Below are 24,537 nucleotides of genomic sequence, written 5' to 3' on the forward strand. Positions count from 1 at the left end.
GGGAAATCACGCTGGGTATGCCGGTGATTTTCAAACATAAGTCACAACAACAAACAATTTAATGCTGCAGTCATGCAAGCGGCTGCAGCAGGTAAAAGGTATTGAAAAAATTATGTTAATGCGGTTTAAACAGCTCAGCCTGTCTTTGCTGATCATGGGTGTGGGGGCTACGACATTTGCCCAGCCGGTGTTGGTAAAATCTGAACAGCAGATTGAAGAATACCGGCTGGATAATGGTTTTCGGGTGATTCTGGCGCCGAATGCCAAAGAAAATAAAGTGGTGATGAGTACCATCTACTTTACCGGTTCCCTGAATGATCCCCAAGGCAAAGGCGGTATGGCGCATTTACTGGAACATCTGGCGTTTAAAGGCACCCAGAATGTCCCGGGAGATGAATTCCAGCGCCGTTTAAACCAGTACACCTTAAGCAATAATGCCAGCACCGATTACTACTCGACCAAATATCTGAACACCATCCGCCCAGATCAGACAGCCATTAATGAGATGATTTATCTTGAAGCCGAGCGTATGGACAAGCTGGTGCTGCAAGAAAAATTTGTGCCGGCAGAAATTGCGATTGTGAAGCGTGAACGCGAAGTGCGTATGGATCAGCCCTATGCGGTGTTAATGGATCAGGTCTGGAAAGCGGCCTATGGCAACCAGTATCTGGGCCGTTTACCGATTGGTGATCTGAATGAGTTGCAGTCGATTCAGATGCCGGAATTGCAGCGTTTTTATCGTAACTGGTATGCACCGAATAATGCCGTGATGGTGCTGACCGGCAAGTTTGATAAAGCGCAGGTACTCAAGCAGATTGATCAGCATTTTAGTCCGCTGGCCAAACGCCAGATTCCGGCACAGGTCAAGGTGCCAGTGCTGGATGCCCGTACCATCAAAAACCGGGATTTTTTAGTGCAAAAAGGCAGCCAGCTGGCCAAGTTCAATATCTATTTAAATGGTCAGAACGGCCAGCATAAAACCGCTCTGGCGTTGGCGCCGTATTTATACACCATGCAGCCGAGCGGGCATTTGTATCAGGGCATGGTTGAAACCGGTATCAGCACCATGGTGCAATCGACCACCTGGCTGGATCAGGATTTTAATCTGGTCTTTATGGGTGCCTTGTATGCACCGACTCATAATGCCAAGCAGGTTGAAACTGCCTTGCAGCAGGGTGTCGAGCAGGGCAAAAATTTTAATCAGACCGAGCTGAACCGGGTCAAAACCCTGATTCGTAATAGCCAGGACAGTCTGTTTAGCAATGCCAGTGCTCTTGCCGGTATGCTAAGTGATTATGTGGTATCGGAGCAGGGCAACTGGGCACAGTATTTTGTCCATCAACAGGAATTACAGGCCTTAACGGTGGATCAGGTCAATACACGTTTACAGCAATTCCTGATTCCTGAACATCGTATGCGCGGGCATATTCAGCCGACACCAGAAGAGCAGAAAAAGGCCCAGCAACAGCAGGCTGCTGAACCGCTGAAAACCCTCGATCAAATGGATGTACAGGCCGAGCCACTCAAAGACATCAGCAGCTATGAGCAGGAAATTCAGCAGTATCTGCACACATCCAAACAGGCCTTAAGCCAGACTGAAGCCAAAATCCAGCGTGGCACACTGGCCAATGGCATGAAATATGCACTGTTTCCCACCTCGACCCGGGACGATAAAACCTACGCCACCATTATAGTCGATTTTGGCAATGAAAAATCGCTGTTTAATCAGGGCGAGATTATTGACCTGATGGCCTATTTAATGCTGCGTGCCTCAGATCAGTACAGCCTGCAGGATATTGCCGACAAATCCATTGACGCCGGTGGTTCAGCTTCGGCACAGGCCAATAGCAATGGCGTGGCCATTTCGATTGTGGCCAAAAAAGATAAATTTGATGAGTTTTTCAGATTTGTCTTGGAAATCATGAAAAAGCCGCTGTTTGAACAGGCCCAGTTTGATCTGATCAAGGCACAAAGTCTGGCCAGTCTGGACCGGCCGTATACCGAGCCGGAAACCGTGGCTGCCTTAAATATGGCACGTTTGATCGAGCGTTATCAGCCGGGAGATTTGCGTTATCACTTCGAGCCGGAATTTGCCAAGCAGCAGTTGACCCAGGCCAGCAATGAGAAAGTCAAACAGCTGTATCGGCAGTTTTTTGCCATGGATCATGCCCGGATTGCCATTACCGGCGATTATGAGGCCAAGCCGGTTCTCAAGCTGTTGCAACAGCAGTTTGCCACTTGGAACGGAGCACAGCCGTATCAGCGTTTAAGCGTGCCGTATAACAGCTATGCGGCGCAAAAACAGCATGTACTGTCCGAACAGCGTGAGTTTGGCAGTTATCAGGGCGTGATGACCCTGCCCGTGGGAAATGATCATCCCGATGCAGCCGCATTAATGGTCATGAGTCATATTTTAGGGGACTCACAACTGACCTCACGTCTGGCGCAAGAGCTGCGTGAAAAAAATGCGCTGGTCTACAGTTTTGGCAGTTCGCTCAGTTTAAGCAGCTTTGAAAATTCCGGTGCCCTCAGTGTGAGTGCCAACTATACTGCCGGTAAAGCGGCGCAGTTGTCGCAGGCGGTACATAAAGTCTTTCAGGAGTTGCGCAAAAATGGCGTGACTGCACAGGAAGTAGCGGCGGCCAAGGCTGACATTCTGAAACAGCGTGTCACAGCGCTGGAAGATGAGCGCCGTATTCACCGGATGCTGGTGGCACAGCTGGAACTTGACCGTGATTTACCGTATCGGGAAAAACGTGATCAGGCCATTGCCCGACTCAGCAAAGCCGATATTGATGCGGTGATCCAGAAATATCTGCTGCCGCAACATTGGGTCGAAGTCATGGCTGATCAATATGGTCAGCCGGTAAAATAAGTGCTGATTACAGATCATTCATATAAAAAATCTCCCTAAACGGGAGATTTTTATGAAGCCGGTTATGTTGGCACTGATCCCATCTGCCAGCAATCCTTATAGGTGCTATGAGTAAGTATGAGGTGAATTTATCATAGAGAATTAGAGCCGATAGAATTGTTTGGCATTATCATGGAACACCTGTGCTAATGCCTGCGGATGATACGTCGCCACCACATCGCTAAAGGCATCAATAATCGTGACTAAGTCGCTACTGACCCGATCCATCGGGAAATTGGAACCAAACATCACCCGATACATACCAAAACTTTTTAGCGCATGCTGAATCAGCGGGGCAGTTAAATCAATGATTTCCTGTTTTGAGGCCAGCCGTTGCTGCTGATGAAACTGATGACCCAGTACCGGCATGAACAGCCCGGACAATTTGGTATAGACATTCGGGCAGCGCGCCAGTTCTGCCAGGTCTTCCTGCCAGCGAAACAGGATATTGTCGCGCGCAGTTTGGGTAATACCGGTATGCGAGCCGACCGGACCAAACAGACCGGCCGGTGTACCGAGGTGATCCAGCACAATTGAGGTTTCCGGAAACTGTTTTGCCAGGGCAATCACATCTTCCAGCTGGCTGGAATAGACCCAGGCATCAAAACTTAAATTATGCTGTGCCAGTAGTTCAAAGCCTTTCAGAAATTTTTTGTCACGGTATAAATGCGGATCATCGGCCCAGGCATAAATGTCTTTATCTTCATGAACCGCAGCCATTTTACGAATCCCGCGAAAATGTTGCGGCGCCGCTTTCTGATGCATTTTCAGAATCTGCTTGAACTGGCTGTCACGCGGGTCGGCCGTGGCCACCACTGCACCCAGCTGGATACCATTTTTGGCAAAATCCAGCGATTCAATAAAACGGGTTTCTCCAACCACACCTTTGCCTTTGTGGTCATGCCAGCTAGCCTCCACATGCACCACTTTTTCAACCGGATAAAAGCCGACATCGCGGCAATAATGTTCGGGCAAATAGGGGGCAGTGACATGCTGGGTGTGTCCCAAAGTGTCAATCAGTGCTTTGGATTTTAGCGTACGGATGGTTTTATCCAGTAAGCGTGGATATTTCCCTAGCAGCTTGACTGCCAGGCGTGCGCTGTGTGGTGTGTTATACGGGTCCCATTGATGAATATGCGCATCAATCAGTGCAAATCCAAGATTTTGCATAGCAGGTTGGTTTGATCCTTGAAGATGTCTATTTTATTCAAAGCCAAGTCTGCAAAAAAGAAAAGGGTATTTATCGAAAAGATGACATTAAAAAAGCCCAACAGGGTGGGCTTTTTTTAGCAATTTAATGATCGTGATCATGTTTGTGTTTATTGCTGTGAAATTCTTCATTACGACGGAAACGTAAATAGTTCTCGAACTGTTCACAGTATTCATCGTAATTGTCTTCCAGCATCATCTGGAACTGCTGCAAAATGTAGGACATGACCTGATCTTTGGCCGCGCGCATTTCCTCACCATCTTTGAAGTTGTTGGCTGCGACCCAGGTATTAAAACGCGCCGTGCCAAACAACATGGCAGCACTGACCTGACCGCGTTTTTCCGCCGGTTGTTCCTGTGAACCTTTTTCGACGCGACAAAATTCGTTGGCCTGTTTGATAAATTCATCAGCACGTTCAAAGAAAGCAGCATTTAACGCTTCTTCTTCGGTAACATCGGTTGCTTCAATCTTTTGAACCATGAATTTTTCCTAAGCTAAAATCATAAACAATAATTATAGGCAAAGCCTTGCAGAAACTAAACCTTTGTCTTACTCTAAAAATAGCCTAAGCAAGAAAAAGGAATCACGATGCAAGATGCAATTGCGGTTCAAAGTCTAAAAAGTGATATTGCGCTGCTGCGACAAAACATCTGGCCGCCGGCACATCTGGCCAATGTAGAAGGGCTGCCAATTTATTATGGCAATCCGGCTGAAGTTGAAGCCTATTTCCAGCAATGGTCCGGATTGATTGAGCGGGCACAAGAGCTGTTTCAGCCCTTTATGGAAGATGAAGTGCTGGATGCCATTCATCTGCCAAGTCACTTAAACCTGCCTTTATTTTTCTTTCATGTTGACCGAATCCGGATTAATAAAACCCGGGCCAAAGAATCAAAAACTTTTCGCGGTCTGGCCAGCTTGATGGAAAAGTGCGGCCAGTTTGATGCTACGCAGATGCTGACGATGAAACAGTGGCTGGAGAGTGACGACAGCGCCGCACTGGTGGCACACCGTGAGTTTATTGATTTGCGTACCTATGTGTTTCAGCATGGGCAAAGTGAATACACCCGCACTCGTTTTTATGTCAACGGTATTGTGCTGAGTGTCGAACCGCATTTTCAGCTGGTGGATGCCCGGGAAAAACCGCGCAAGCAGCGGAGCGATAGTTATCATGATCCGCTGGCCGATAACGGTACCTGGAAGGTATTTGGCAAGTACCGCTAAATGATTATCTCCGTGCTGGGCTTTAGTCCGACCAGAAGGTTTTGCTGCGGGTAAATTCCAGCAAATGCTGCTGGGCTTCGGCCAGAACATGCTTTTGCTCGGCAGCAATCCAGCCCAGAACAAACCAGGCCTGTGGGTTTTGCTGAACCTCGTGTTGAAACAGGGCTTCGGCCACCACCAGATCATTAAACTGCCCCAAAGATTCCTGTGCCGGTTTCAATGCTTTCAGATACTGTTTGACGGCATCGGCTTCAAATAAAGAGGCAATAAACTCGACCGAATAACGCAGGCGTTTGACCCGTTTACGGGTGCGATGCTTCTGTTCACTGTCCAGATGTTCAAACTGCACGGCATCCTGACAAATTTGCCGGTGCATTTTTGCAAGCTGTTTCCGTACCTGCTTTTTCAGCGATTGATCATCTTCCTGTGCTGTGCACTGGCTAAACTGTAGCAGCTCCAGCAAGAGGCGCACTGTTTCTGGCGCGCGAAATAGTGCATCAATTTCATCACTGCTTTCGCTACTTGCCGGTAGTTCTGCGAGGGGAGAGCCGGCCTCGGCCAGACGTGGCATCAGGCTTTCACTCAGCGCATCGCGGTCGCGGGTGGAACCAAGTTGCCGGAACAGTTCTGCCAGCTGCGCTTGCCACTCGGGTTGTACCTGTTCGGACCAGTGTCCAAAAATTTTCAGTGCGCTGCGTAAACGGCGAATGGCCACACGGGCCTGATGCACATGACCACTCTGATAATGATTGTCGGCAATCGCGGTGGCATTCGGTAATAAATGAGTCAGACAGTTGCTGACAATTTTGGCCAGCGCGTGGCTACTGGAGTCATGTTTATCGAGACTAAAAGGCGTTTGATGTTGAACGGGCAAGATGTCCTGCTGATTCTTGAGCATCTGACCACGCTGTGATTTGCTGCGAACATCAAGCCAGAGCTGATAGCGTTTTACCCATGGCTGAACAAAATCAATCAGGTTGCTGACATCGCCATGTTTCAGTTCAAACTCGACTTCGTAAATATCGCTTTGCGCTGTTGGTGTGCGGACTTCGCCCTGATCAAAGGCCAGTTCAATTGCACTGTCTTTAACTTGTTCAAGCACAATCAGGCGTTGCACATCGGTTTCAAATTGCAGTTCCAGACCGGTATTTTTTAAATCGGCTTTTTTCAGCTCCAGCGCCTGTTTTAGCAAGGTTTGCGCCTGTTTATGTTCCTGATACAGGCTTAAATCCAGCTGCTCCGGTTCATCCGGGCCGAGGGCCAGTTCCAGTTCAAAACGCTCAAAATGATGCTGCCCCGGTGCTTTTAAGGTCTGACACCAGCGTTGACCTTCCAGACGCTGACGCAGGGCGATGGCATGCTGTGCCAGCTGCTGCTCAGGACTGTCATAATATTTGGCCCACAGCTGCATTGGCACGGCTTTTTTCTTGGCAATGGCTTTTTCAAAGGCGCGGCGCTGATGCACCGGCACCTGAAATTTCAGTTCGATTTCCGCCATAACCAACTCCTGCAATTTTTATTCTTGATTGACCTTACTATAGGCCAAGCCATGCATAAAAAGTAGCCATAAAGCGTATTCTTTTGTCTGGCCGGAGCGGGGAATGGCTGAACTTACTTAATAAACTTGCGACTCACCAGGAATTGTTCGGTGGCATCCAGCAAGGCTTGCGCATGGACTTCCTGTTTTGCGGTCAGCCAGCCGAGTACAAACCAGTCGCTGGCTTCCAGCTCGGTTTGCTGGATATACAGCGCAGCGGAGGAAAGAACCTGATATTCCTGCGCGGCCAGCTGGGCATCGTTCAGGGCTTTGCTGTACTTTTGCAGGTTTTTAACATCATAGATCGTGGTGAGTACCGGGAAAATAAATTTCAGGGCATTAATTTTCTGCGCCAGCTGATCCAGACTCTCAAAATCGGTCTGGCTGGTCTGGTTTAGCTGTTCTTGCAGTAATTTATATTGATGTTGCAAAGTCTGCTGGGCGGCCTGTTTTAAATCCTGCGCAGGGTGGGAGGCATCTTCATCCAGGCTAAACATCAACAGTTCCAGATAATGATGTACATTCTGGGTCGATTTCACCAGATTGGCCAGTTTCTCTTTGGCATATAAAATATCTTTGGCCAGATTCGAGGCGGTATTCGGGTTCTGCAAAAAGGTGCCGAGGGTATTTTGCATGTGCTGCAAATGTTGCAGCTGGTCAAACTGCTGTCTAAACGCCAGTAACTGATTGGCCCATTTTTCCGAAATAGACGCACTCCAGTCTTTGAGCAAATGCACGGTTAAATACAGCTGATTTAGTGCATTCTGTGCCTGCACAATATGCTCGGCTTCATTAACACCGGCTGAAATGGCCGCAATGTTCGGCAGTAAATGCTGCAATTGCTGGGCAATTAACAGTCTTAAATTCTGATCGGCTGAGGCTTTTTTATTTAAACGGAATTCTTCAGCCAGACGCGGCGGGCTGACTTGTAAGTCTAAAGCCAGCAAATTGCCCATTTCGGCCTTGCTGCGTACATCTAACCAGAGCTGGTATTTCTTGACCCATTCAAAACAGAAGGCCAGCAGGGCCTGCACCGAACCAGATTTTAATTCAAACTCAACCTCATGGACGGGATATTCACGCTCGCCGCTGCGAATACAGCCTACATCTAAACTGGCTTCAATCTCGACTTCATCTAGCTGGATAACACGCAAAGTACGTGTCATATCGGTTTCAAATTGCAGTTGCAGCGGGCTTTCAGTCTGACTGAGAACTGCATCTAATAGCTGTCTGGCTTCGGGAGCGGCATCGTAAATGCTTAAATCAAGCGCAGGTGGCTGGTGCAGTTCGCCCAGGTCATGATTATGTTCAAAACGTTCAATATGGGTTTTGCCGGCTTTCAGTGTTTGCACCCAGCGCGTGCCTTCCAAGCGTTGTCTCAGCGCAATACCATGCTGTGCCAGTAGGCGGTCGGCAGTGTCATAATATCGGGCTTGCAGCGAAATGGTTTCAGATTTCTTAGGATCCAGCGCTTTAAGTAAGGCATTACGGCGCGCATCAGGAATTTGAAATTTTAATTCAATCTCGGTCATTCAATTGGTCCTAAAAAATTGAGCAATACAGCAAAAAAAGTAGCTTTCTGGCAGATGACGCCGCTATACCAAATTATTATCAAGCGTCCAGAAAAGGCGTTCATTGTTTAAGGCTTCTGATTGTAACCAAAATCTGTCCTGAAAAAAGTAGCCAGAAAAATAGCGCGAACAAAGTGGCTTTTATTTGTACAGAAAATGCGGTAATTTGAGCAAGAACAGAGCATCAGGATGATGAATATGAACGCACCCCTCAACACCGAATGGGCGAAAAAACCGGATGACACGCCTCAAGGTCCAATTCAAAATTATCACGAGTTTTATCGTTTTTATTTAACCGAACACCGCAATATCATGAGCCGGCGTCTGCATATGCTGGGCAGTGGTATCGGCCTGATTTGCCTGACACAAATGGTCAGGCAGCGTAAGCCACGCTACTTTGTCTATGGACTGGTGGCCGGTTATGCCTGCGCCTGGGTCGGTCATTTTTTCTTTGAAAAAAACAAGCCAGCCAGCTTTAAACAGCCGCTGTATAGCTTTATTTCTGACTGGCGAATGTTTGCCGACATTCTGCGCGGCAACCTGAGTCTTAAAGACCGCGCACTGGATAAAATTGACAGCTAATCTTCATTTTTCGAGCAAAACTAAAACTTTCGGTCAAAAATAAGATGAATGGTCAAAAAATTCATTGAAATTGTAGAGTGAATGTTCTATTAATTGAAGCAATGCAGAGTGTATGACACTTTGATGACATCAGTTTTTAACTTTCCAAGCCTGGAGTGACCTTTCTCCGGGCTTTTTTTATAGCTGGAATCATTGAAATAAAAAGAATGAAGAGAGTCAAAAGAGTGTGGACGTGCTAGCGTTTGATCACATTTCCCCAAATGCGTCCTGGCATCAAATTCTAGTACGTCCATGAGACCATGAATGCACGTTGGTTGTTATTGATATAAAAAAATAAAAAACAACAACTTATATCGTTATTATTGTGAGTCTTAGTAAATACCGAAACCGGCGCTGACTCTATCCCCAATACTAGGGATTTTGCATAAAAATCTGAACTGAAACAAAGCATCAGCGAAAATACAGGCAAGGCCTGCTCTTGAGCTGTAACTATGTAATAATGAGAGCCAATTTTTTGAGGTGTTTCAGGCAGGCAAAATGCGTGGCTTATATTTAATTACCAATGATGATCCGATTGAACTGCTTTTAGCCAAACTTGAAGGTGCAATGGCGACCTATGAAGTTGCAGTCTTGCAATATCGCCGTAAAAAGGTGGCAAAAGAAGATCAGGCTTATGAAATTGAATATATGAAATCATTGTGTGCACAGTACAAAGTGCCATTTGTGATTAATGATGATTTGGAAGCTGCGGTAAAATATGGTGTCGGCGTGCATTTGGGTCAAGATGATGGCTCAATTGTCGAAGCCGCAGCACGTTTACCGAAGAATGTCCTGATTGGCCGCAGCTGTAACAATTCACTTGAACTGGCAGAGCAGGCCATTGCCGATGGCGCTAACTATGTGGCATTTGGGGCAATTTTCGCCACCGATACCAAGCCGGAAGCCGGCAATATTGGTCTAGAAACCTTAAAGCAGGCCAAAGCAAAACTGAATGTACCGATCTGCGCGATTGGTGGGTTAACCGTGGAAAATGGTCAGCAGGTGATTGATGCTGGTGCCGACCTTTGTGCGGTGATTAGTGATATATTAGGTCGTCCGATGCATACCGTTGCTCAACGCGTATATGACTGGTCTGAACTATTTAAAAAGGCGGTTTAAGCCGAAATTTTTGTCTGATTTTATTTTGAGTTGAGTCGATTCATGAGCCTATCTCCAAAGCAAGAACAATTATTTAAACAAGCCAGCAAACATATTCCAGGTGGCGTGAACTCACCGGTGCGTGCGTTCAATGGTGTAGGCGGCACGCCGGTCTTTATTGAAAAAGCCCAAGGCGCATATTTATACGATGTAGATGGCAAACGCTATGTCGATTATGTCGGTTCATGGGGGCCAATGATTTTGGGTCATGCCCATCCAGCGATTATTAAAGCGGTGCAGGATGCTGCAGTAGACGGTTTAAGTTTTGGTGCGCCAACTGTTCATGAAACGACGCTGGCCGATATTATCTGCGAAATCATGCCATCAATCGAACTGGTGCGTATGACCAACTCCGGTACAGAAGCCACCATGACCGCGATTCGTCTGGCACGTGGTTATACTGGCCGTGACAAGATCGTGAAATTTGAGGGCTGTTACCACGGTCACTCAGATTCATTACTGGTGAAAGCCGGTTCTGGCCTGTTAACCAAAGGTGAGGGTGAAGCGACCTCTGCCGGTGTTCCTGCGGATTTTGCCAAACACACCTTAACCCTGCCATATAACGATATTGCCACCTTAAAAGAATGCTTTGCCAAGTTTGGTTCAGAAATTGCCGGGGTGATTGTGGAACCGGTTGCCGGTAACATGAACCTGGTTGCGCCAGTTGATGGTTTCTTGCAAGCCATTCGTGATGTCTGTGATGAACATGGCTCGGTGTTTATTATTGATGAAGTGATGACCGGCTTCCGTGTTGGCTTAGGCGGTGCGCAGGCGCATTATGGCGTTACCCCAGATTTAACTACCTTGGGTAAAATCATTGGTGCCGGCTTACCCGTCGGTGCCTTTGGTGGTAAACGCGAAGTGATGGAATGTATTGCGCCACTGGGTAAGGTGTATCAGGCCGGAACATTGTCGGGGAACCCGCTGGCGATGCGTGCCGGTATCGAGATGTTTAAGCATCTGCGTGAGCCAGGCTTCTATGAAAAATTAAGAGCACAACTGGAAAAACTGCTGGCCGGTTTACAGGCAGCGGCAGATGAAGCCGGTATCGCGTTTAAAACCCAGCAAGTGGGCGCGATGTTTGGTCTGTACTTTACCGATCAGGACGATATCACCAGCTTTGACTCGATGCTAAAATGTGATGTCGATGCTTTCCGTAAATTCTTCCACGGCATGCTGGAGCGTGGCGTGAACCTGGCACCATCTGCATTTGAAGCCGGCTTTATTTCAAGCGCGCACAGCGATGAAGATATCGAGTTTACCATTCAGGCGGCAAAAGCCACTTTTGCTGAGATGAAAGCGTAAATTTGACCTCTCCCTAACCCTCTCCTAAAAGGAGAGGGAAGCTTCAGTTAATTCGAGATCAAAATGAAAACCAAACATTATATGACTTTAAGTGATGCTGAATTTCTATTAAATGAAGCGCATCAATATGCGATACAGCATAACTTTAATGTCAGTATTGCCGTGGTGGATGAAACGGGCAGTTTACTGGCCATGAAACGTATGGATGGGGCAGCACCAATGACTGCAAATCTAGCCATCGAAAAAGCCAAATGTTCTGCCATGAGTCGCCATGCATCCAAACTGTTTGAAGATATTATCAAAGGCGGTCAGATGGGCTTCCTGACCATGGAATCATTTTCAGGGATGCTAGAAGGTGGTGAACCGATTATGTATCAAGGGCAGCTCGTCGGTGCGATGGGTGTGTCGGGTGTGAAGTCGTTTGAAGATGCGGAGATTGCACGGGTAGCGATTGAGAAGTTTTTAGAACATGTGGTTTAGATTGATTTACAGTAGGAAATCAAAATATAACAGCCTAGACTGATAGTTCTAGGCGAATCAGTTTAAACAAAGCTCTATCTAAGATTTGAATATTACTTGAGCTGATACCAACTAAATAAGAATAAATTTTGGGAATAATGGATGATCAAAAAAATAATTTTCATTTTGCTTAATAGTATCTTTATTAGCGCCTGTAGTGATTCAGTAGAAGTGGATCATAGCTATGATGATGTACAATATTATGAAGATAATTCCCAAACTGGCGATTTAATTATGTGGGGAATTTCGCCTGAACTAATCATTAAAACTTATGTTGGCGCGAAACAGAATATTGCTGAAAATACAGTGTTGAGTAGTCCTTTTCTAGGCCAGTTTCCAATAAATTTTGAGCCAACCACACATATTTCGAATAGTCTAGATAATATCGAAAATGTTGCGGATTTTGAAAATCCAATGCAATTTAATTTATTACTCAATCAAGCTAAAGATATACCAATAAATAATTTTTATGGGCTTTGTTGCATAAATATGTAAGCATCTGATTTAAATAAATTTAATTTTGGATCAAAAAATAATCAAAACTTTTAAAATCATATAGTTATGAAATCTTTGTGCAACAAAGCCATTTTTATGATAAAAATCATAAAAACCAAGTTAAAGTACATGTGCAAAATTTTAGTAAAGCTGATCCCTTATATTTTAAATATAAACAGACACCACGAGAATGGATAAATTATTTAATATCGCATCAATATGTAAAATATGAAGACTCATTTAAAAAGTTTGATCTAGATTGCTATTCATTAAATTTTGACTCTTCGATCGCTTATCATTGTATTGGTCGTGCATCAGACCAATACCAAACAGAATTTTTAATGAAAATTACCAAAAATATTGAGAATCAACAGATCATTACAACAACAGTTGAAACACCCTTATATCCGAATGTGCGAGTCGAGTGGAGAATGACTCGTGACTCCTTGAATGACTGGAAAGTTGTAGATCGAAATATTTGGCATTTATTAAGTATTTGGAATGTAAGTCAGTACAGAAAATAATATGTGCTTTTGATGTTGTGAGTTAGCATATTCTCATTTATTAAATTATCTTATGAAGTTTTTTAAATGCTTTACCCCGTGCCCAAAAAAATCCAACTTGCGCCATCACAAGCCAAATGGCAGCTTGCATTAAATGAATCCGTTTTGGTTTTAGTCGGATTGCAAAACTTACGTATGCAGCAGGGGATACAAGAGAGTGGACTCATGGCAAATTTGATTCAACTGACCAATAAAGCCAAAGCGCTGGATATTCCCATTGTTGATCTCTATGGTGATGACCTGATGCAAGGCATGCAGCAATTGGGAGAATATGCCTCAACGCATCCACAACTGATTTTTGCAGGGCAGGTCACGCCAATGCTGAAACAGATTTTGCCGCATCTGATGAGTGTGACGGATCAAATCGGTATGGTCGATGACGCCATTTTATTGGCGAATCAAGATCAGCATATTCAATGGATCGAAAATATTTCGGCACAGGGGATACATCACTTAAATACCTATAGCCTGACTCGCTTATGGGATTTAAGTGCGCCGTCAGAATATGTATTGTCGACCAAAGGCATTATGTTGGCTGTCGCAGAACAGCTGGATATGGATGCCTTGGAAATTGATCCTTATGTCGACCTAAAAAATTATGGTCTGGATTCGGTGAGTATGGTCAGTCTGGTCGGTTTATGGCGTGCCAATGGTGCCAATATTCGCTATGAAGATCTGCAGTCCAAACCCACACTTCACGGATTGCTGCAGATTTTAACGGACTAAATTTGCCATTTTCAGAAAATTGACATTTTTATTCAGCAAAATCGGAAAAAACGTCTGCAATTTGCGCAAATTGCATTGTAATTGTGGTGCAAGGTTTTTATCATTGCCGCCTTATTTTCGCGATCAGCCTGGAAGTGTACTTTGAGTAATTTTCTAACCGAACACCTGATTTATCGAGATGAAGATTTTATGCTCATCCATAAACCGGCCGGCTTACTCACAGTGCCAGGAAAAACAGCAGATTTACAAGACTGCCTGATCAGCCGTTTGGTCGCCATTGAGCCTAAAACCCTGTTAATTCATCGTCTGGATCGTGACACCTCAGGTATTTTGGTGTTTGGTCTTAGCCGCTTGGGGCAAAACAAGATTTCACGCCAGTTTCAGGAACGCCAGACCGATAAGCATTATCAGGCAGTGGTGGCCGGGCATCTATACGGCGAAGGCACCATTGATGTGCCGGTGGTCTATGATCCAACCCGTCCGCCGTTGCATATGGCCGATCCTTCTCATTCGAAACCGGCGCTTACCCACTGGCAGGCGCTGGAACAGTTTGAAATAAATGGACAGGCGGTTACGCGGGTCAAACTTATTCCAATTACCGGCCGTTCGCATCAGCTGCGGGTGCATATGCAATATCTGGGTCATCCAATTATTGGCGATACCTTATATGCCACGCCAGAGCAGCAGCAGCTGTCTCCACGCCTGTGTTTGCATGCGGCGTATTTAAGTTTTCAACATCCTCAAACGGGAGAAACACTGGAGTTTAATTGCCCGGTGCCGTTTTAAGGGAAACATATCCTCATGAATTTAAGCTCACTTTTTGGTGGGCTTTATGTCAAAATATATTGCTTTACGATGTCAAATTTTGCTCAAATGGCAAGCAGTCCTTGAGTGATAACGCGACAGTCCTAACTTCTAGAAAAAGGTGGAAAAATTGCAGCAGTTTGCTATTGGTCAACGTTGGTTGTCAGATACAGAAACAGAACTGGGCTTAGGCGTTCTTATTGATGTAGATGAACGTTCAATCAGCATTTTATTCCCCAAGAGTGACGAAACCCGTGTCTATGCACGTAACAATGCACCTTTGTCCCGTATCGTGTTTAATGCGGGCGATGAAGTACAGGACCAGGAAGGCCTGAAATGGACGGTTCAGAGTCTGGAAGATCGCGGTGGCGTGGTGCGTTATAACGTGGTACGTCAGCTGGAAGATGGTTCAGAAGAACAGAAATCGCTGAATGAAACCCGAATTGGCGCGCAAATCCAGCTGTCTAAACCCTTAGACCGTTTACTGGCCAGCCAGATTGACTATAAAGAATGGTACGACCTGCGTATTGAAGCGCTGTTGATGCAGGCCAATATGCACAGCAGTCCGCTGCGTGGCCTGATTGGTTCACGCGTTGGCCTGATTCCGCATCAACTCTATATTGCCCACGAAGTCGGTAAGCGTTTTGCACCGCGTGTATTACTGGCCGATGAAGTGGGTTTGGGTAAAACCATTGAAGCCGGTCTGATTATCCATCAGCAGCTCAAAACCGGCCGTTCTGAACGTATTTTAATTTTGGTGCCAGATTCACTGCAATATCAGTGGATGATTGAAATGCGCCGCCGTTTCAACCTGCAGTTCTCTTTATTTGATCTGACCCGTACAGCGTCAATTAAAGAACATGACCCGGATTTAAACCCGTTCCTGACCGAGCAATGTATTATTGCTTCTATTGACCTGATGATTGACCACGAAGATCTGCGTGAGCAGGCACTTGAAGCTGGTTTTGATTTACTGGTGGTTGATGAAGCGCATCACCTGATGTGGTCAGAAGAAGAAGGCGGCAATGACCGTTATGATCTGGTCGAAGAATTTGCTGAACAAACGGCCGGTGTGTTGCTCTTAACTGCAACCCCAGAACAGTTGGGTGTTGAAAGTCACTTTGCCCGTTTACGCCTGCTCGATCCTCAACGTTTCAGTTCGTTGGACCGTTTCCTGGATGAAGAAGCGCAATATCAGCAAACAGCCAAAATTGCCGAAGTGCTGATGTCCGACATGCCACTGGAAGAAGGTCATCTGGCCGCTTTGGAAGGCTTACTGGGCCATCGCATTGAAGACCATCCGGAACAGCGTTTCCGCGCCATTCATGAACTGTTAGACCGTCATGGTACCGGCCGTATTTTATTCCGTAACACCCGTGAAGCGATTCAGGGCTTCCCGGGACGGGACTGTCAGCCAGCACCACTGCCAGCCCCAGAGCACTGGGCCAAAGAGGGCAAGTTGCGTGAACAGATGTGGCCAGAAGAAGGCCAGCTTGATGGTGCGTGGATGGAAACCGATCCGCGTGTAATGTGGCTGATGGAAAAGCTGCGCAGCGATTTAAAACACAAAAAAGTGCTACTGATTGCACGTAGTGGTCCGGTGGTGGAAGCGCTAGAAAATGCACTGCGTTTACACGCCGGTATTCGTACTGCGATGTTCCATGAAGGTATGAGCCTGCTGGAACGTGACCAGGCGGCGGCGTATTTCGCAGAAGATTCCTATGGTGCGCAAATCCTGCTCTGTTCGGAAATTGGTTCAGAAGGGCGTAACTTCCAGTTTGCATCGGATTTAATTTTATTTGATTTACCGGCGAACCCGGACGTACTGGAACAGCGAATTGGCCGTCTAGACCGGATTGGTCAGGAAAACCGGATTCAGATTCACGTGCCGTATTTACTTGGCACGGCGCAAGAACGCATGTTCCGCTGGTATAACGAAGCGTTGAATATATTCAGCAATATTTCCCCAACGGCGCAGACCTTGCAGGAAAACTTCATTGTTGAATTAAAAGACTGCTTACTGGCAGATCAAGGCCAGCAGTTTGAAGAATTGCTGGAAGCGGTTAGCGTACAGCGCGAAGCCTTGGAAGCTGAACTGCAGGAAGGCCGTGACCGCCTGCTGGAATACAACTCTTGCCGTCCGGTGGTGGCACAGGAAATTGTCCAGGCGCTGGAAGATTATGATGACAACACTACTTTGCCAATGTTCATGAAGCGCTTTATGGCTTCAACTAATATCGACTTTGATGAACAAAGCAATGGCACAGTCATCATCAAGCCAACAGACCAGATGCAGGTGCAAGGTCTGACTTTAGATGAAGAGGGCATGACTGCGACTTTCTATCGTGATCAGGCACAAATCCGTGAAGATGCACAATATCTGACTCTGGAGCATCCATTTACCGAAAGCGTGATGGAAATGATCAATACCCAAAGCTTTGGCAGTACCAATGTAGCGGTGTTAAAGTCAGCTGCATTACCGCAAGGTTCGGTGCTGCTGGAAGTCTGGTTCAAGGTTGATGTAATTGCGCCAAAAGCATTGAACCTGCCATCAAGCTTGCCGCAGCAATTGATTCGTGTATTACTGAGTGAAAAAGGTCAGGATCTGTCGCAAAAAATTGCCCCTGAAATCTTAAAACCATATTTACATCATTTAGATGGCAATAGCTGCCGTCAGGTGGTAAAAGCACGCCGCGAGGTGATTGAGCAGCGTTATGCACAGGCATTGGACATTGCCAAAACTGCCTTGCCGGGCTTAAAAGAGCAGGCCAAAGAAATGTATGGCGCGAAATGGCAATATGAAATTGACCGTCTAACGTATCTGAAGCAATTTAACCCAAGCATCCGTGAAGATGAAATCAGCCGTTTGCAGAAATTGCAAAAAGAAGGTTTAAGCCTGCTTGACGGTATTGCGGTTACCCCGGAAGCGATTCAGGTGATGGTGGTGGTTAAACCATAACAGTCGTAATTTTTAGAAAAGCACCTTCGTGAACTGCACCCCGAAAGTTGGACACTTTTAGTCTAATTTGAAGGGTGCTTTTTTATGCTGATTTGCCTGACATAAACAGCCCGGCGATCAGTGCACTAGAGTCCGGTAAAATGTTCATGCTAAGATGAGCCAAATTTTTAAAAGATATAACAACGATGGGTAAAGCATTAGTCACTTTAGGCTCTAAAACTTCACATGGCGGTGTGGTTGCTGAATGTGAAAGTTCATTTGTTATTAATGGCATTGCCGTGCATTTAAATGGCATGAAGCATTATTGTCCAAAATGTAAAACTACAGTAGCGGCCATTGCGGCCGATCCAACCACCCAGGTCAAAGGGCGTGGTGTGGTGATTGTTGGTGATAAAACCACCTGCGGCGCAACTTTCTTGCCTAGCCAGAATCTGGTGGTGTCGGCCAAATAAATATATTGGTCAGGCGTAGAGTGTTGAACCAGCCTGGCTAATCTTGAGAATCGCAGCAAAAATTAAAATTACCTCCTGCAAAATGGATTATCTGCTTCAAATACCTTTATGACCAAAACTGTTGTTTATTTTGCCCATGCCAATGGCATCGCCAGTCCTTGCTATCAGACCTTTTTTGATTATTTTGATGCCGATATTGAGCTGAAATATATTCCGGTCATTGGCCTGAATCCGGACTATCCGGTTGAGCCAAAATGGGAAAAACTGGTGGTGCAGGTCATTGCCGATATCGAGTTACAAACACCAAAACAGGCGGTGGTCGGTTTGGGGCATTCTTTTGGCGCGCTGGTGTTGCTGATGGCATCTTATCAACGGCCAGATTTATTTAGCCAGCTGATTTTAATGGACCCGCCTTTTGTGCTTGGTAAAACAGCGCCGATATTCGAGTTATTGCAAAAGCTGGGTTCAAAACAGATTGACCGTTTAACCCCGGCCGGGCTGAGTCTGAAACGTAAAGACGCCTGGTCGAGCCGTGAGCAGGCTTATCAGCAGTTACGTGGCAATGCCTTGTTTAAACAGTTTGATGAGCGCTGTTTTCAGGATTTTATCCGGCATGGTCTTAGAGAAGATGAGGCCGGCATCAGCTTACAGATTCCAAAACAGGTCGAGGCAGATATTTTTAGAACTGTACCAAGCTGGTGGTGGCGTTGGCCGCGTAAAGCCCCAAATTTACCGGTGCATTTAATCACGGCAGAGCAGAGTGCTTTTTATAAGCAAGGTTTCCCGCAGGGACTAAAAAAGATATATGGCATTGAGTTTAGTGTTGTAGTGGGTGGGCATATGTTCCCGCTGGAATCTCCTGAGCAGAGCGCACGCGATGTGCAGCAGCGGATTCGATCAACACTTTAAATAAGCAGTTTAAAATCCAGTTAACGGATTTGTGCTTCATCTAAATGGCGTGCGCCTTCGAGCAGCATCCGGATCATGATCATGGTTTGCTCGGCAATGATTTTACGTTCATTGGCGGGCATATCAATCACTTTGGCACCCATATTAAACACCAGCTGGGTAATGGCTGAAGAAACAATCTCCGGATGGGACAGTTTGCTGTTATTCAAACGCTCCAGACGAATCAGGTCATCTTTCAGTTCCTGCTGGAAATAGTTCAGCTGACGTTCCACTGCCTGCTTATAAGACGTCGATCCGGTATAGCCTTCACGCAACAGCAGACTTAAATTACCTTCATCAGCATCTAGCTGTTCAATAAAGACTTCAACCGAGGTGCGGATAATGCTGTTCTGTTTGGATGCTTTTAAACGTGCCTGATTCAGAATCTGACGCAGCACATGGCCGGCCCGGTCAATCAGGGCAATGGCCAGCTCATCAATATCTTTAAAGTGACGATAAAAACTATTCGGTGCAATACCGGCTTCGCGCGCGACTTCACGCAGGCTTAAAGAGGCAATACTTTTTTGGGGTCCGATCAGATTCAGTGCAGCCTGAAACAGCTCTTCCTTGGTAATGGTCGCTTTCCTGCCGACCGTACGCACCGTCATGGGTTCACGGATGTTGGGAACATCTTGGGCAAGAACATCATTACTTATTTTCATGGCAGGCTGAGTCATAGGGTCCAGAGCTGAAAGGCTTTTCAGTAGTATAGCCGTTGTGTGTGAACTTGTGAAATGAATAGAAACAATACAAGCGTATATACAAATATATATACATGTGTATAATAATTGAGAATTCATCGCGTGGTGTAGGCTATGCACGTTATCGAAAAGTCGAAATCTCCCCTCAAATCTCTTGCGAGTGCGATTGTTGATCCGTACTCGGCAAACTTCTGGTTACAAAAAATCAATCCGTTGTGGTCTGTGAATCAGGCATTGGGCAAGATTGTGCAAAAGCAGCAGACCGCGCAGGACACGGTCAGCCTGATGGTGCAGTTCAATCAGAAATTCCAGCTTGGACAGGCGGGCCAACATCACCCGGTCTTTGTCACCATTGAAGGAATTCGCTATGAGCGTACCTACAGCCTGACGCAACTGGATACTCAGCATGTGCTGTTAACCGTTAAAAAAGTCGATCAGGGTAAAGTCAGCAGCTGGTTGGTCAATCAGGCCAATGTGGGCGATATTCTGGAATTTGGCCAGCCTTATGGCGATATGTTGTTGCCTGAAGCGACACAGCCACTCATTTTGCTGGCTGCCGGTAGTGGTATTACCCCAATGTATAGCCTGGTCGATGCTTTGGCCAAATCGGGTCAATTAAAGCAGACCTCGGTTAAACTGATGTACTGGGTAAAAACCTTTGCCGATGTTGCTTTTAAAACCCAGTTTGAACAATGGGCGACACAATATCCACACTTTAGCTTTGACGTGTTTTATACCCAGGCAGGGGAAACACCGGCACAGCGTCTGAATGAAAGCCATCTGCAAACCTTTGAGCAGATTGAACAGAGCGCAGTCTATGCCTGTGGTCCATCGGGTTTTGCTGCACGGGTAGAAGAACTGTTTGCGCATGCACAGCAATTAAAAACTGAAGCCTTTAGCATGAGCCCAATGCTCAATGAAGAAGCTGGTTTTGTGCAGGTGACCTTAACCCAATCGAATAAAACCGTGACCATTCCCAAAGGCCAATCTATTTTGACCAGCCTGGAGCAGCAGAATATTCAACCGAAGCATGGCTGCCGTATGGGAATTTGTAATAAATGTGCCTGCAACAAAGTCGAAGGCTCGACCAAAAATCTGGTGAATGGTGCGCAAAACACCGAACCGGGTAATTTGCTCAAGCTTTGCGTGAATTCGGCACAAACAGACTTAGTTATTGACTTATAAGCGGGTACACTCACTATGAATATGCCAGTTAAATTTGAATATTTTAAAAATCCTAAAAACCGCGAATTAACCCAATTAGAACTGGATGAATTGGCGCGTGAATTAGACGCCATCAAGCAGGAAGTGCTGGATGATTTAGGCGAAAAAGATGCCAAATACATCCGCAGTGTATACTCAACCATCCGTTATGCTTCTATTGCGGGTCGTGCCTGCCTGTTTGCTGGCTGGTTCCCGCCAGCCTGGATTTTGGGTACTGGTCTGCTCGGCTTTGCCAAAATCATGGAAAATATGGAACTTGGCCATAACGTCATGCACGGTCAATATGACTGGATGAACGATCCAAAATTCAACGGTCAGACCTATGAGTGGGATATTGTCGGTACCTCTGAAAACTGGCGTCAAACCCACAACTACAAGCATCATACCTATACCAATATTAAAGGTATGGATGATGATATCGGCTATGGTCTGGTACGTCTGTTCCCAGAACAACGCTGGAAACCGGGTCATCTGCTACAACCGATTTACAGTATTCCATTCTGTTTACTGTTCCAGTGGGGTGTGGCGATTCAAAACCTGGAACTCGGTAAAGTGTGGATGGGCCGTAAAACCAAGGCTGAGCTGAAAGAAGAGTGGAAACCTTTACAGAGCAAAATCTCTAAACAGCTGTTTAAAGACTATGTGTTCTTCCCGCTGATTGCTGGTCCTGCTGCGTTACCGGTATTCACTGGCAACCTGGTGGCCAACGGGATTCGTAACATCTGGACCTTCAGTATTATTTTCTGTGGTCACTTCACCAAAGATGTTGAGGTATTCCCAAAATCGGTATTGAAAAATGAAAGCCGTGGTCACTGGTATATGCGTCAGATTCGTGGTTCTTCTAACCTGACTGGTTCAGAAGCGTTCCATATTCTGACTGGCCATTTAAGCCATCAGATTGAACACCATTTATATCCGGATGTACCGGCACGCCGTTACCGTCAGATGGCACCAAAAGTACAGGCAGTATGTGAAAAATATGGTTTGCACTACAACAATGCCAGCCTGTTTAAACAATATGGCAGTGTACTGAAACGGATTGCCAAGTATGCGTTTCCGTTTAAAAAATAAGCATAAAATGCGTTAAGACAAAAAAGGCAATTTTCATAGGAAATTGCCTTTTTTATTGAATAGAAGAGTTACAAAAACTAAAACCAAGCCGCTAACTCGGAAATCTGGAGAAAAAGGTTATTTGGTATGATTTTTATTAATTCTTTATAAAATAATTCACATAAATGATTAACTTTGAGCATTTATGCCAATTACTTGATAAGTACAATGATATCCAAGCTTATATACTCTATGTGAGTATAAGTATATGGTTTTGATGAAAATTCAAAGCACAACAAGATTGATCACACTCAGTTAAATATGTATATGAAAAACATATTAATTATTTACACATTTTAACAGTTGGTAAAAATATTTAGAATTAAACATTTTTTAATTGAAAATCATAATCATAATCATAATCATAATGCAGTGAATTATTGCTAAACAATTTGGAGGTTTATACAACATATACTAAACAAATCCTATGCTAGTTTTATAGAAGTAAGTATGCTTTTGGTAAAGAAAGAAAATGTATAAGAAACAGGGCTCGAACTTCCACACGTCTAGCGCAGGTTTTACGCTCCTGGAATTAATGGTGGCTGTCATTATCTTGGCTATTCTCGCAGCCATTGCCATGCCTATGTATTCAAATTACATTACCAAAGCCAAAGCACGTAGTGCCCAGTCAGATTTAGTTGCATTAAGTTTGGTATTGGAAAGTATGTATCAGCGCAACTTAAGCTATGCAGCCCCTACAACAAATCCAACAACAACTACTGCTCAAACTCAAAATCACGCAAAAGGCTGGCAACCCGCGGCAGCAGATACCTTTAAATATACAGTAGAAATTAAAGATATTGATTCAAAACCTGGTTATGAGTTGATTGCTACGGGAGAGGGGAGGAATGCCGGATGTGTACTGACCTTCAGAAGTAATAATTATAAAAATATTGCTGAAACTAGTAATGGCTGTGGCGGGTTAAGCTCATGGTAAGGCAACGTGGCGTGACCCTCATCGAATTGATGATTGGGATTGCTTTGCTTGCAATTCTTGCTGTGGCTATTTTCCCATTGGGCCGGGCTTGGGTGGCGAATGCGCAAATTACCAAAACTGAAAAAGAACTATTGGAAGCATATGCGCGTGCTAAAAATGAAGCGTTAAGAAACCCGAATGCTGTCAAGGAAGGAGCTAAGGCTGCCAGTCTGGAAGTGACTTCTACTACAGTGGTGGTAAAAGACAGTAACAATGCGACTATTTGGAGTTTCAATATTACTCCAACGGTGACAATTCAGTTGTCAACTTTACCAGCCTCAGCAACCTGTGACTCAGCAACTCAAAAGGTTGAATTAAATAATAATGCGTCTTTACAGACAAACACATGTACCCAGTATTTGATTCAAGCATCAGGAGGTCAAGATGAAGCAGGTTACTTCTAACGATCTTGGAATACCAAAGTATCAGCAGGGCGCGACTTTAATCGAAGTATTGGTTTCAATGGTGCTGATGGCTGTGATTGGCTTGGGTGCTGCTTATATTTCTGGTCGAACAGCAGTGGTGCACCGTGATCAGAATATTCATTTGCATACCATTAATCAAATGCGACAGCAGTTGGAAAACTCCAATGAATGTGGTGGGAAAGCTCTAGGCACACATACTGTTCAGGTACAGGTAGCGGGCAACAATGTAAACCTGGACTGTATTGTGAGCGAGGGTGCTTATACGGTGGTCGCCAATGACTCCACTGGAGGTGGGGTTGCTTCCTCTACGGTGGGCGGAATTAAAGTGAGTGCAGCAACTCTTGAAGTTGACGAAGCTGATACTTTTGTACCGGTTAAAGTGCAAATTGCACCGTGAAAAGGAGAGGAAGATGAATAGCCTAAAATTTTCACAGCGTGGTGTGACTTTAATTGAAATTCTAATCGCCCTGGCATTGTCTATTATTATTATTCTGGCCATGCTACGTGCTTTTGTGACTACAGGAAAAGTGACAGCAGAAGCTTCATTAGGTGCAAAAGTAGATAGCCATATTATGCTTGGTCTAATTGCCACAGACCGGGTTTTGCAAGGAATGGGTTATGGTTTAACCAGTCCAACTCAGGCCGATTTTAAAGTATTAGATGCGGCCGGAGATGCAGTTGCCTTAAATACGATAGGTAAATATCTGGTCTGGAAAGTTTCCGATACTCATTGCCGAGCCTTATATAGCCATGAGAATGGCTTGTATTTATATGGCCCAACAGCAGCGGGGTATACATGCTCAGGCCTTGTCAAACCTGTTGATACGATTGCAAAAGAATTACTTATTCAAATTGATCAGGCTGCTTTAACTGATTCTGGTCTTGGCAATGATACGAATAAAATTGGTGCAATTAATATTAAAGTTCAACCTGTAACCGGTGGCTGTAGTCCTTTTGGGATTAAAGGAGGAGCTGGTATTGACTTAGGGAAATATCAGGTAGTGCTTGAGGCGAATACTTATGCGGCAAGTAGTGATAGCACAGCAAGAACAATTCAAAATATTACATGCCTATTTAATTTTAAATAGGGGAGGATAA

Annotated in this window: 24 protein-coding genes; 19 read left to right on the forward strand and 5 right to left on the reverse strand. The window is 45.3% G+C overall.

Annotated features, from left to right (window positions below):
- Window positions 1–112: 112 nt before the first annotated feature.
- Window positions 113–2,875 carry a M16 family metallopeptidase gene (locus VF685_RS10430; RefSeq protein ID WP_035363281.1) on the forward strand — a complete coding sequence of 921 codons (2,763 nt, stop codon included), beginning with the start codon at window positions 113–115 and terminating at the stop codon, window positions 2,873–2,875.
- 141 nt (window positions 2,876–3,016) lie between these two features.
- Here VF685_RS10430 and VF685_RS10435 read toward each other — a convergent pair whose 3' ends face one another.
- Window positions 3,017–4,084 carry an amidohydrolase family protein gene (locus tag VF685_RS10435; protein WP_163170252.1) on the reverse strand — a complete coding sequence of 356 codons (1,068 nt, stop codon included), beginning with the start codon at window positions 4,082–4,084 and terminating at the stop codon, window positions 3,017–3,019.
- 124 nt (window positions 4,085–4,208) lie between these two features.
- Window positions 4,209–4,604, reverse strand: a complete 396-nt coding sequence (locus tag VF685_RS10440; protein WP_005178954.1) for a DUF3144 domain-containing protein — start codon at window positions 4,602–4,604, stop codon at window positions 4,209–4,211.
- A gap of 108 nt (window positions 4,605–4,712) precedes the next feature.
- On the opposite strand from VF685_RS10440, the gene VF685_RS10445 reads away from it, so the two are divergent.
- Window positions 4,713–5,345: a hypothetical protein gene (locus VF685_RS10445; protein ID WP_163170251.1), complete on the forward strand. Its 633-nt coding sequence runs from the start codon at window positions 4,713–4,715 to the stop codon at window positions 5,343–5,345.
- 22 nt (window positions 5,346–5,367) lie between these two features.
- Here the strand turns inward: VF685_RS10445 and VF685_RS10450 are convergent, their stop codons facing one another.
- Together VF685_RS10450 and VF685_RS10455 are read right to left on the reverse strand one after the other, a co-directional pair.
- On the reverse strand, window positions 5,368–6,843 hold the full coding sequence (locus tag VF685_RS10450; RefSeq protein ID WP_163170250.1) for a CYTH and CHAD domain-containing protein: 1,476 nt from the start codon (window positions 6,841–6,843) through the stop codon (window positions 5,368–5,370).
- A gap of 113 nt (window positions 6,844–6,956) precedes the next feature.
- Window positions 6,957–8,414: a CYTH domain-containing protein gene (locus VF685_RS10455; protein ID WP_180192436.1), complete on the reverse strand. Its 1,458-nt coding sequence runs from the start codon at window positions 8,412–8,414 to the stop codon at window positions 6,957–6,959.
- A gap of 237 nt (window positions 8,415–8,651) precedes the next feature.
- Between VF685_RS10455 and VF685_RS10460 the strand changes: the two genes are divergently transcribed.
- The 11 genes from VF685_RS10460 to VF685_RS10510 all read left to right on the forward strand — a co-directional run bounded on the left by VF685_RS10460 (window position 8,652) and on the right by VF685_RS10510 (window position 18,964).
- On the forward strand, window positions 8,652–9,035 hold the full coding sequence (locus VF685_RS10460) for a DUF962 domain-containing protein (protein ID WP_016659152.1): 384 nt from the start codon (window positions 8,652–8,654) through the stop codon (window positions 9,033–9,035).
- Between the two features lie 537 nt (window positions 9,036–9,572).
- Window positions 9,573–10,193 (forward strand): thiamine phosphate synthase, encoded by a 621-nt coding sequence (gene thiE / locus VF685_RS10465; protein ID WP_016659151.1) that lies wholly within the window; start codon window positions 9,573–9,575, stop codon window positions 10,191–10,193.
- Between the two features lie 42 nt (window positions 10,194–10,235).
- Complete coding sequence (hemL, locus tag VF685_RS10470) at window positions 10,236–11,537, forward strand: glutamate-1-semialdehyde 2,1-aminomutase (RefSeq protein WP_163170248.1); 1,302 nt, start codon at window positions 10,236–10,238, stop codon at window positions 11,535–11,537.
- A gap of 63 nt (window positions 11,538–11,600) precedes the next feature.
- The gene (locus tag VF685_RS10475) at window positions 11,601–12,017 is read left to right on the forward strand and encodes a GlcG/HbpS family heme-binding protein (RefSeq protein WP_163145688.1); all 417 of its coding nucleotides are present in this window, start codon (window positions 11,601–11,603) and stop codon (window positions 12,015–12,017) included.
- A 141-nt stretch (window positions 12,018–12,158) separates the two neighbouring features.
- Window positions 12,159–12,551, forward strand: a complete 393-nt coding sequence (locus tag VF685_RS10480; protein ID WP_163170247.1) for a hypothetical protein — start codon at window positions 12,159–12,161, stop codon at window positions 12,549–12,551.
- 77 nt (window positions 12,552–12,628) lie between these two features.
- Window positions 12,629–13,075: a hypothetical protein gene (locus tag VF685_RS10485; protein WP_163170246.1), complete on the forward strand. Its 447-nt coding sequence runs from the start codon at window positions 12,629–12,631 to the stop codon at window positions 13,073–13,075.
- Window positions 13,076–13,141: 66 nt separating this feature from the next.
- A complete protein-coding gene (locus tag VF685_RS10490) occupies window positions 13,142–13,840 on the forward strand; it encodes a phosphopantetheine-binding protein (RefSeq protein WP_163170245.1) in 699 nt (232 codons plus the stop codon).
- 141 nt (window positions 13,841–13,981) lie between these two features.
- Window positions 13,982–14,626, forward strand: a complete 645-nt coding sequence (locus tag VF685_RS10495) for an RluA family pseudouridine synthase (protein WP_163145690.1) — start codon at window positions 13,982–13,984, stop codon at window positions 14,624–14,626.
- Between the two features lie 139 nt (window positions 14,627–14,765).
- The gene (gene rapA, locus VF685_RS10500) at window positions 14,766–17,603 is read left to right on the forward strand and encodes an RNA polymerase-associated protein RapA (RefSeq protein WP_104513564.1); all 2,838 of its coding nucleotides are present in this window, start codon (window positions 14,766–14,768) and stop codon (window positions 17,601–17,603) included.
- Between the two features lie 185 nt (window positions 17,604–17,788).
- On the forward strand, window positions 17,789–18,055 hold the full coding sequence (locus VF685_RS10505) for a PAAR domain-containing protein (protein ID WP_005178913.1): 267 nt from the start codon (window positions 17,789–17,791) through the stop codon (window positions 18,053–18,055).
- A gap of 108 nt (window positions 18,056–18,163) precedes the next feature.
- Complete coding sequence (locus tag VF685_RS10510) at window positions 18,164–18,964, forward strand: alpha/beta fold hydrolase (RefSeq protein ID WP_286385174.1); 801 nt, start codon at window positions 18,164–18,166, stop codon at window positions 18,962–18,964.
- Between the two features lie 20 nt (window positions 18,965–18,984).
- On the opposite strand, the gene fabR is transcribed toward VF685_RS10510, so the two are convergent.
- Entirely contained in the window at window positions 18,985–19,611 is a 627-nt protein-coding gene (gene fabR / locus VF685_RS10515; RefSeq protein WP_228151050.1) for an HTH-type transcriptional repressor FabR, read from the reverse strand.
- A 207-nt stretch (window positions 19,612–19,818) separates the two neighbouring features.
- On the opposite strand from fabR, the gene VF685_RS10520 reads away from it, so the two are divergent.
- From VF685_RS10520 to VF685_RS10545, 6 genes are all read left to right on the forward strand, one after another.
- Complete coding sequence (locus VF685_RS10520) at window positions 19,819–20,889, forward strand: ferredoxin reductase (protein WP_163145692.1); 1,071 nt, start codon at window positions 19,819–19,821, stop codon at window positions 20,887–20,889.
- Between the two features lie 15 nt (window positions 20,890–20,904).
- Complete coding sequence (locus tag VF685_RS10525) at window positions 20,905–21,999, forward strand: fatty acid desaturase family protein (protein WP_286385175.1); 1,095 nt, start codon at window positions 20,905–20,907, stop codon at window positions 21,997–21,999.
- Between the two features lie 511 nt (window positions 22,000–22,510).
- Window positions 22,511–22,975: a type IV pilin protein gene (locus VF685_RS10530; protein ID WP_163170242.1), complete on the forward strand. Its 465-nt coding sequence runs from the start codon at window positions 22,511–22,513 to the stop codon at window positions 22,973–22,975.
- A complete protein-coding gene (locus VF685_RS10535; protein WP_127800259.1) occupies window positions 22,969–23,418 on the forward strand; it encodes a pilus assembly FimT family protein in 450 nt (149 codons plus the stop codon). Before VF685_RS10530 ends, VF685_RS10535 begins: the two co-directional genes overlap by 7 nt.
- Entirely contained in the window at window positions 23,399–23,836 is a 438-nt protein-coding gene (locus VF685_RS10540) for a PulJ/GspJ family protein (protein ID WP_127800257.1), read from the forward strand. Before VF685_RS10535 ends, VF685_RS10540 begins: the two co-directional genes overlap by 20 nt.
- A 13-nt stretch (window positions 23,837–23,849) precedes the next feature.
- Window positions 23,850–24,527 carry a prepilin-type N-terminal cleavage/methylation domain-containing protein gene (locus VF685_RS10545; protein ID WP_286385177.1) on the forward strand — a complete coding sequence of 226 codons (678 nt, stop codon included), beginning with the start codon at window positions 23,850–23,852 and terminating at the stop codon, window positions 24,525–24,527.
- Window positions 24,528–24,537: the final 10 nt, after the last annotated feature.

This window comes from Acinetobacter sp. Brlt_5 (genome assembly GCF_051949055.1).
In the GTDB taxonomy this organism is placed as follows: Bacteria; Pseudomonadota; Gammaproteobacteria; order Pseudomonadales; family Moraxellaceae; genus Acinetobacter; species Acinetobacter indicus.

What these genes read in the sequence shown, in the direction of transcription:
- VF685_RS10430 (WP_035363281.1), top strand. Translation starts at nt 113, where the DNA reads ATGTTAATGCGGTTTAAACAGCTCAGCCTGTCTTTGCTGATCATGGGT.
- VF685_RS10435 (WP_163170252.1), bottom strand. Translation starts at nt 4,084, where the DNA reads ATGCAAAATCTTGGATTTGCACTGATTGATGCGCATATTCATCAATGG.
- VF685_RS10440 (WP_005178954.1), bottom strand. Translation starts at nt 4,604, where the DNA reads ATGGTTCAAAAGATTGAAGCAACCGATGTTACCGAAGAAGAAGCGTTA.
- VF685_RS10445 (WP_163170251.1), top strand. Translation starts at nt 4,713, where the DNA reads ATGCAAGATGCAATTGCGGTTCAAAGTCTAAAAAGTGATATTGCGCTG.
- VF685_RS10450 (WP_163170250.1), bottom strand. Translation starts at nt 6,843, where the DNA reads ATGGCGGAAATCGAACTGAAATTTCAGGTGCCGGTGCATCAGCGCCGC.
- VF685_RS10455 (WP_180192436.1), bottom strand. Translation starts at nt 8,414, where the DNA reads ATGACCGAGATTGAATTAAAATTTCAAATTCCTGATGCGCGCCGTAAT.
- VF685_RS10460 (WP_016659152.1), top strand. Translation starts at nt 8,652, where the DNA reads ATGAACGCACCCCTCAACACCGAATGGGCGAAAAAACCGGATGACACG.
- thiE (WP_016659151.1), top strand. Translation starts at nt 9,573, where the DNA reads ATGCGTGGCTTATATTTAATTACCAATGATGATCCGATTGAACTGCTT.
- hemL (WP_163170248.1), top strand. Translation starts at nt 10,236, where the DNA reads ATGAGCCTATCTCCAAAGCAAGAACAATTATTTAAACAAGCCAGCAAA.
- VF685_RS10475 (WP_163145688.1), top strand. Translation starts at nt 11,601, where the DNA reads ATGAAAACCAAACATTATATGACTTTAAGTGATGCTGAATTTCTATTA.
- VF685_RS10480 (WP_163170247.1), top strand. Translation starts at nt 12,159, where the DNA reads ATGATCAAAAAAATAATTTTCATTTTGCTTAATAGTATCTTTATTAGC.
- VF685_RS10490 (WP_163170245.1), top strand. Translation starts at nt 13,142, where the DNA reads ATGCTTTACCCCGTGCCCAAAAAAATCCAACTTGCGCCATCACAAGCC.
- VF685_RS10505 (WP_005178913.1), top strand. Translation starts at nt 17,789, where the DNA reads ATGGGTAAAGCATTAGTCACTTTAGGCTCTAAAACTTCACATGGCGGT.
- VF685_RS10510 (WP_286385174.1), top strand. Translation starts at nt 18,164, where the DNA reads ATGACCAAAACTGTTGTTTATTTTGCCCATGCCAATGGCATCGCCAGT.
- fabR (WP_228151050.1), bottom strand. Translation starts at nt 19,611, where the DNA reads ATGACGGTGCGTACGGTCGGCAGGAAAGCGACCATTACCAAGGAAGAG.
- VF685_RS10520 (WP_163145692.1), top strand. Translation starts at nt 19,819, where the DNA reads ATGCACGTTATCGAAAAGTCGAAATCTCCCCTCAAATCTCTTGCGAGT.
- VF685_RS10525 (WP_286385175.1), top strand. Translation starts at nt 20,905, where the DNA reads ATGAATATGCCAGTTAAATTTGAATATTTTAAAAATCCTAAAAACCGC.
- VF685_RS10530 (WP_163170242.1), top strand. Translation starts at nt 22,511, where the DNA reads ATGTATAAGAAACAGGGCTCGAACTTCCACACGTCTAGCGCAGGTTTT.
- VF685_RS10535 (WP_127800259.1), top strand. Translation starts at nt 22,969, where the DNA reads ATGGTAAGGCAACGTGGCGTGACCCTCATCGAATTGATGATTGGGATT.
- VF685_RS10540 (WP_127800257.1), top strand. Translation starts at nt 23,399, where the DNA reads ATGAAGCAGGTTACTTCTAACGATCTTGGAATACCAAAGTATCAGCAG.
- VF685_RS10545 (WP_286385177.1), top strand. Translation starts at nt 23,850, where the DNA reads ATGAATAGCCTAAAATTTTCACAGCGTGGTGTGACTTTAATTGAAATT.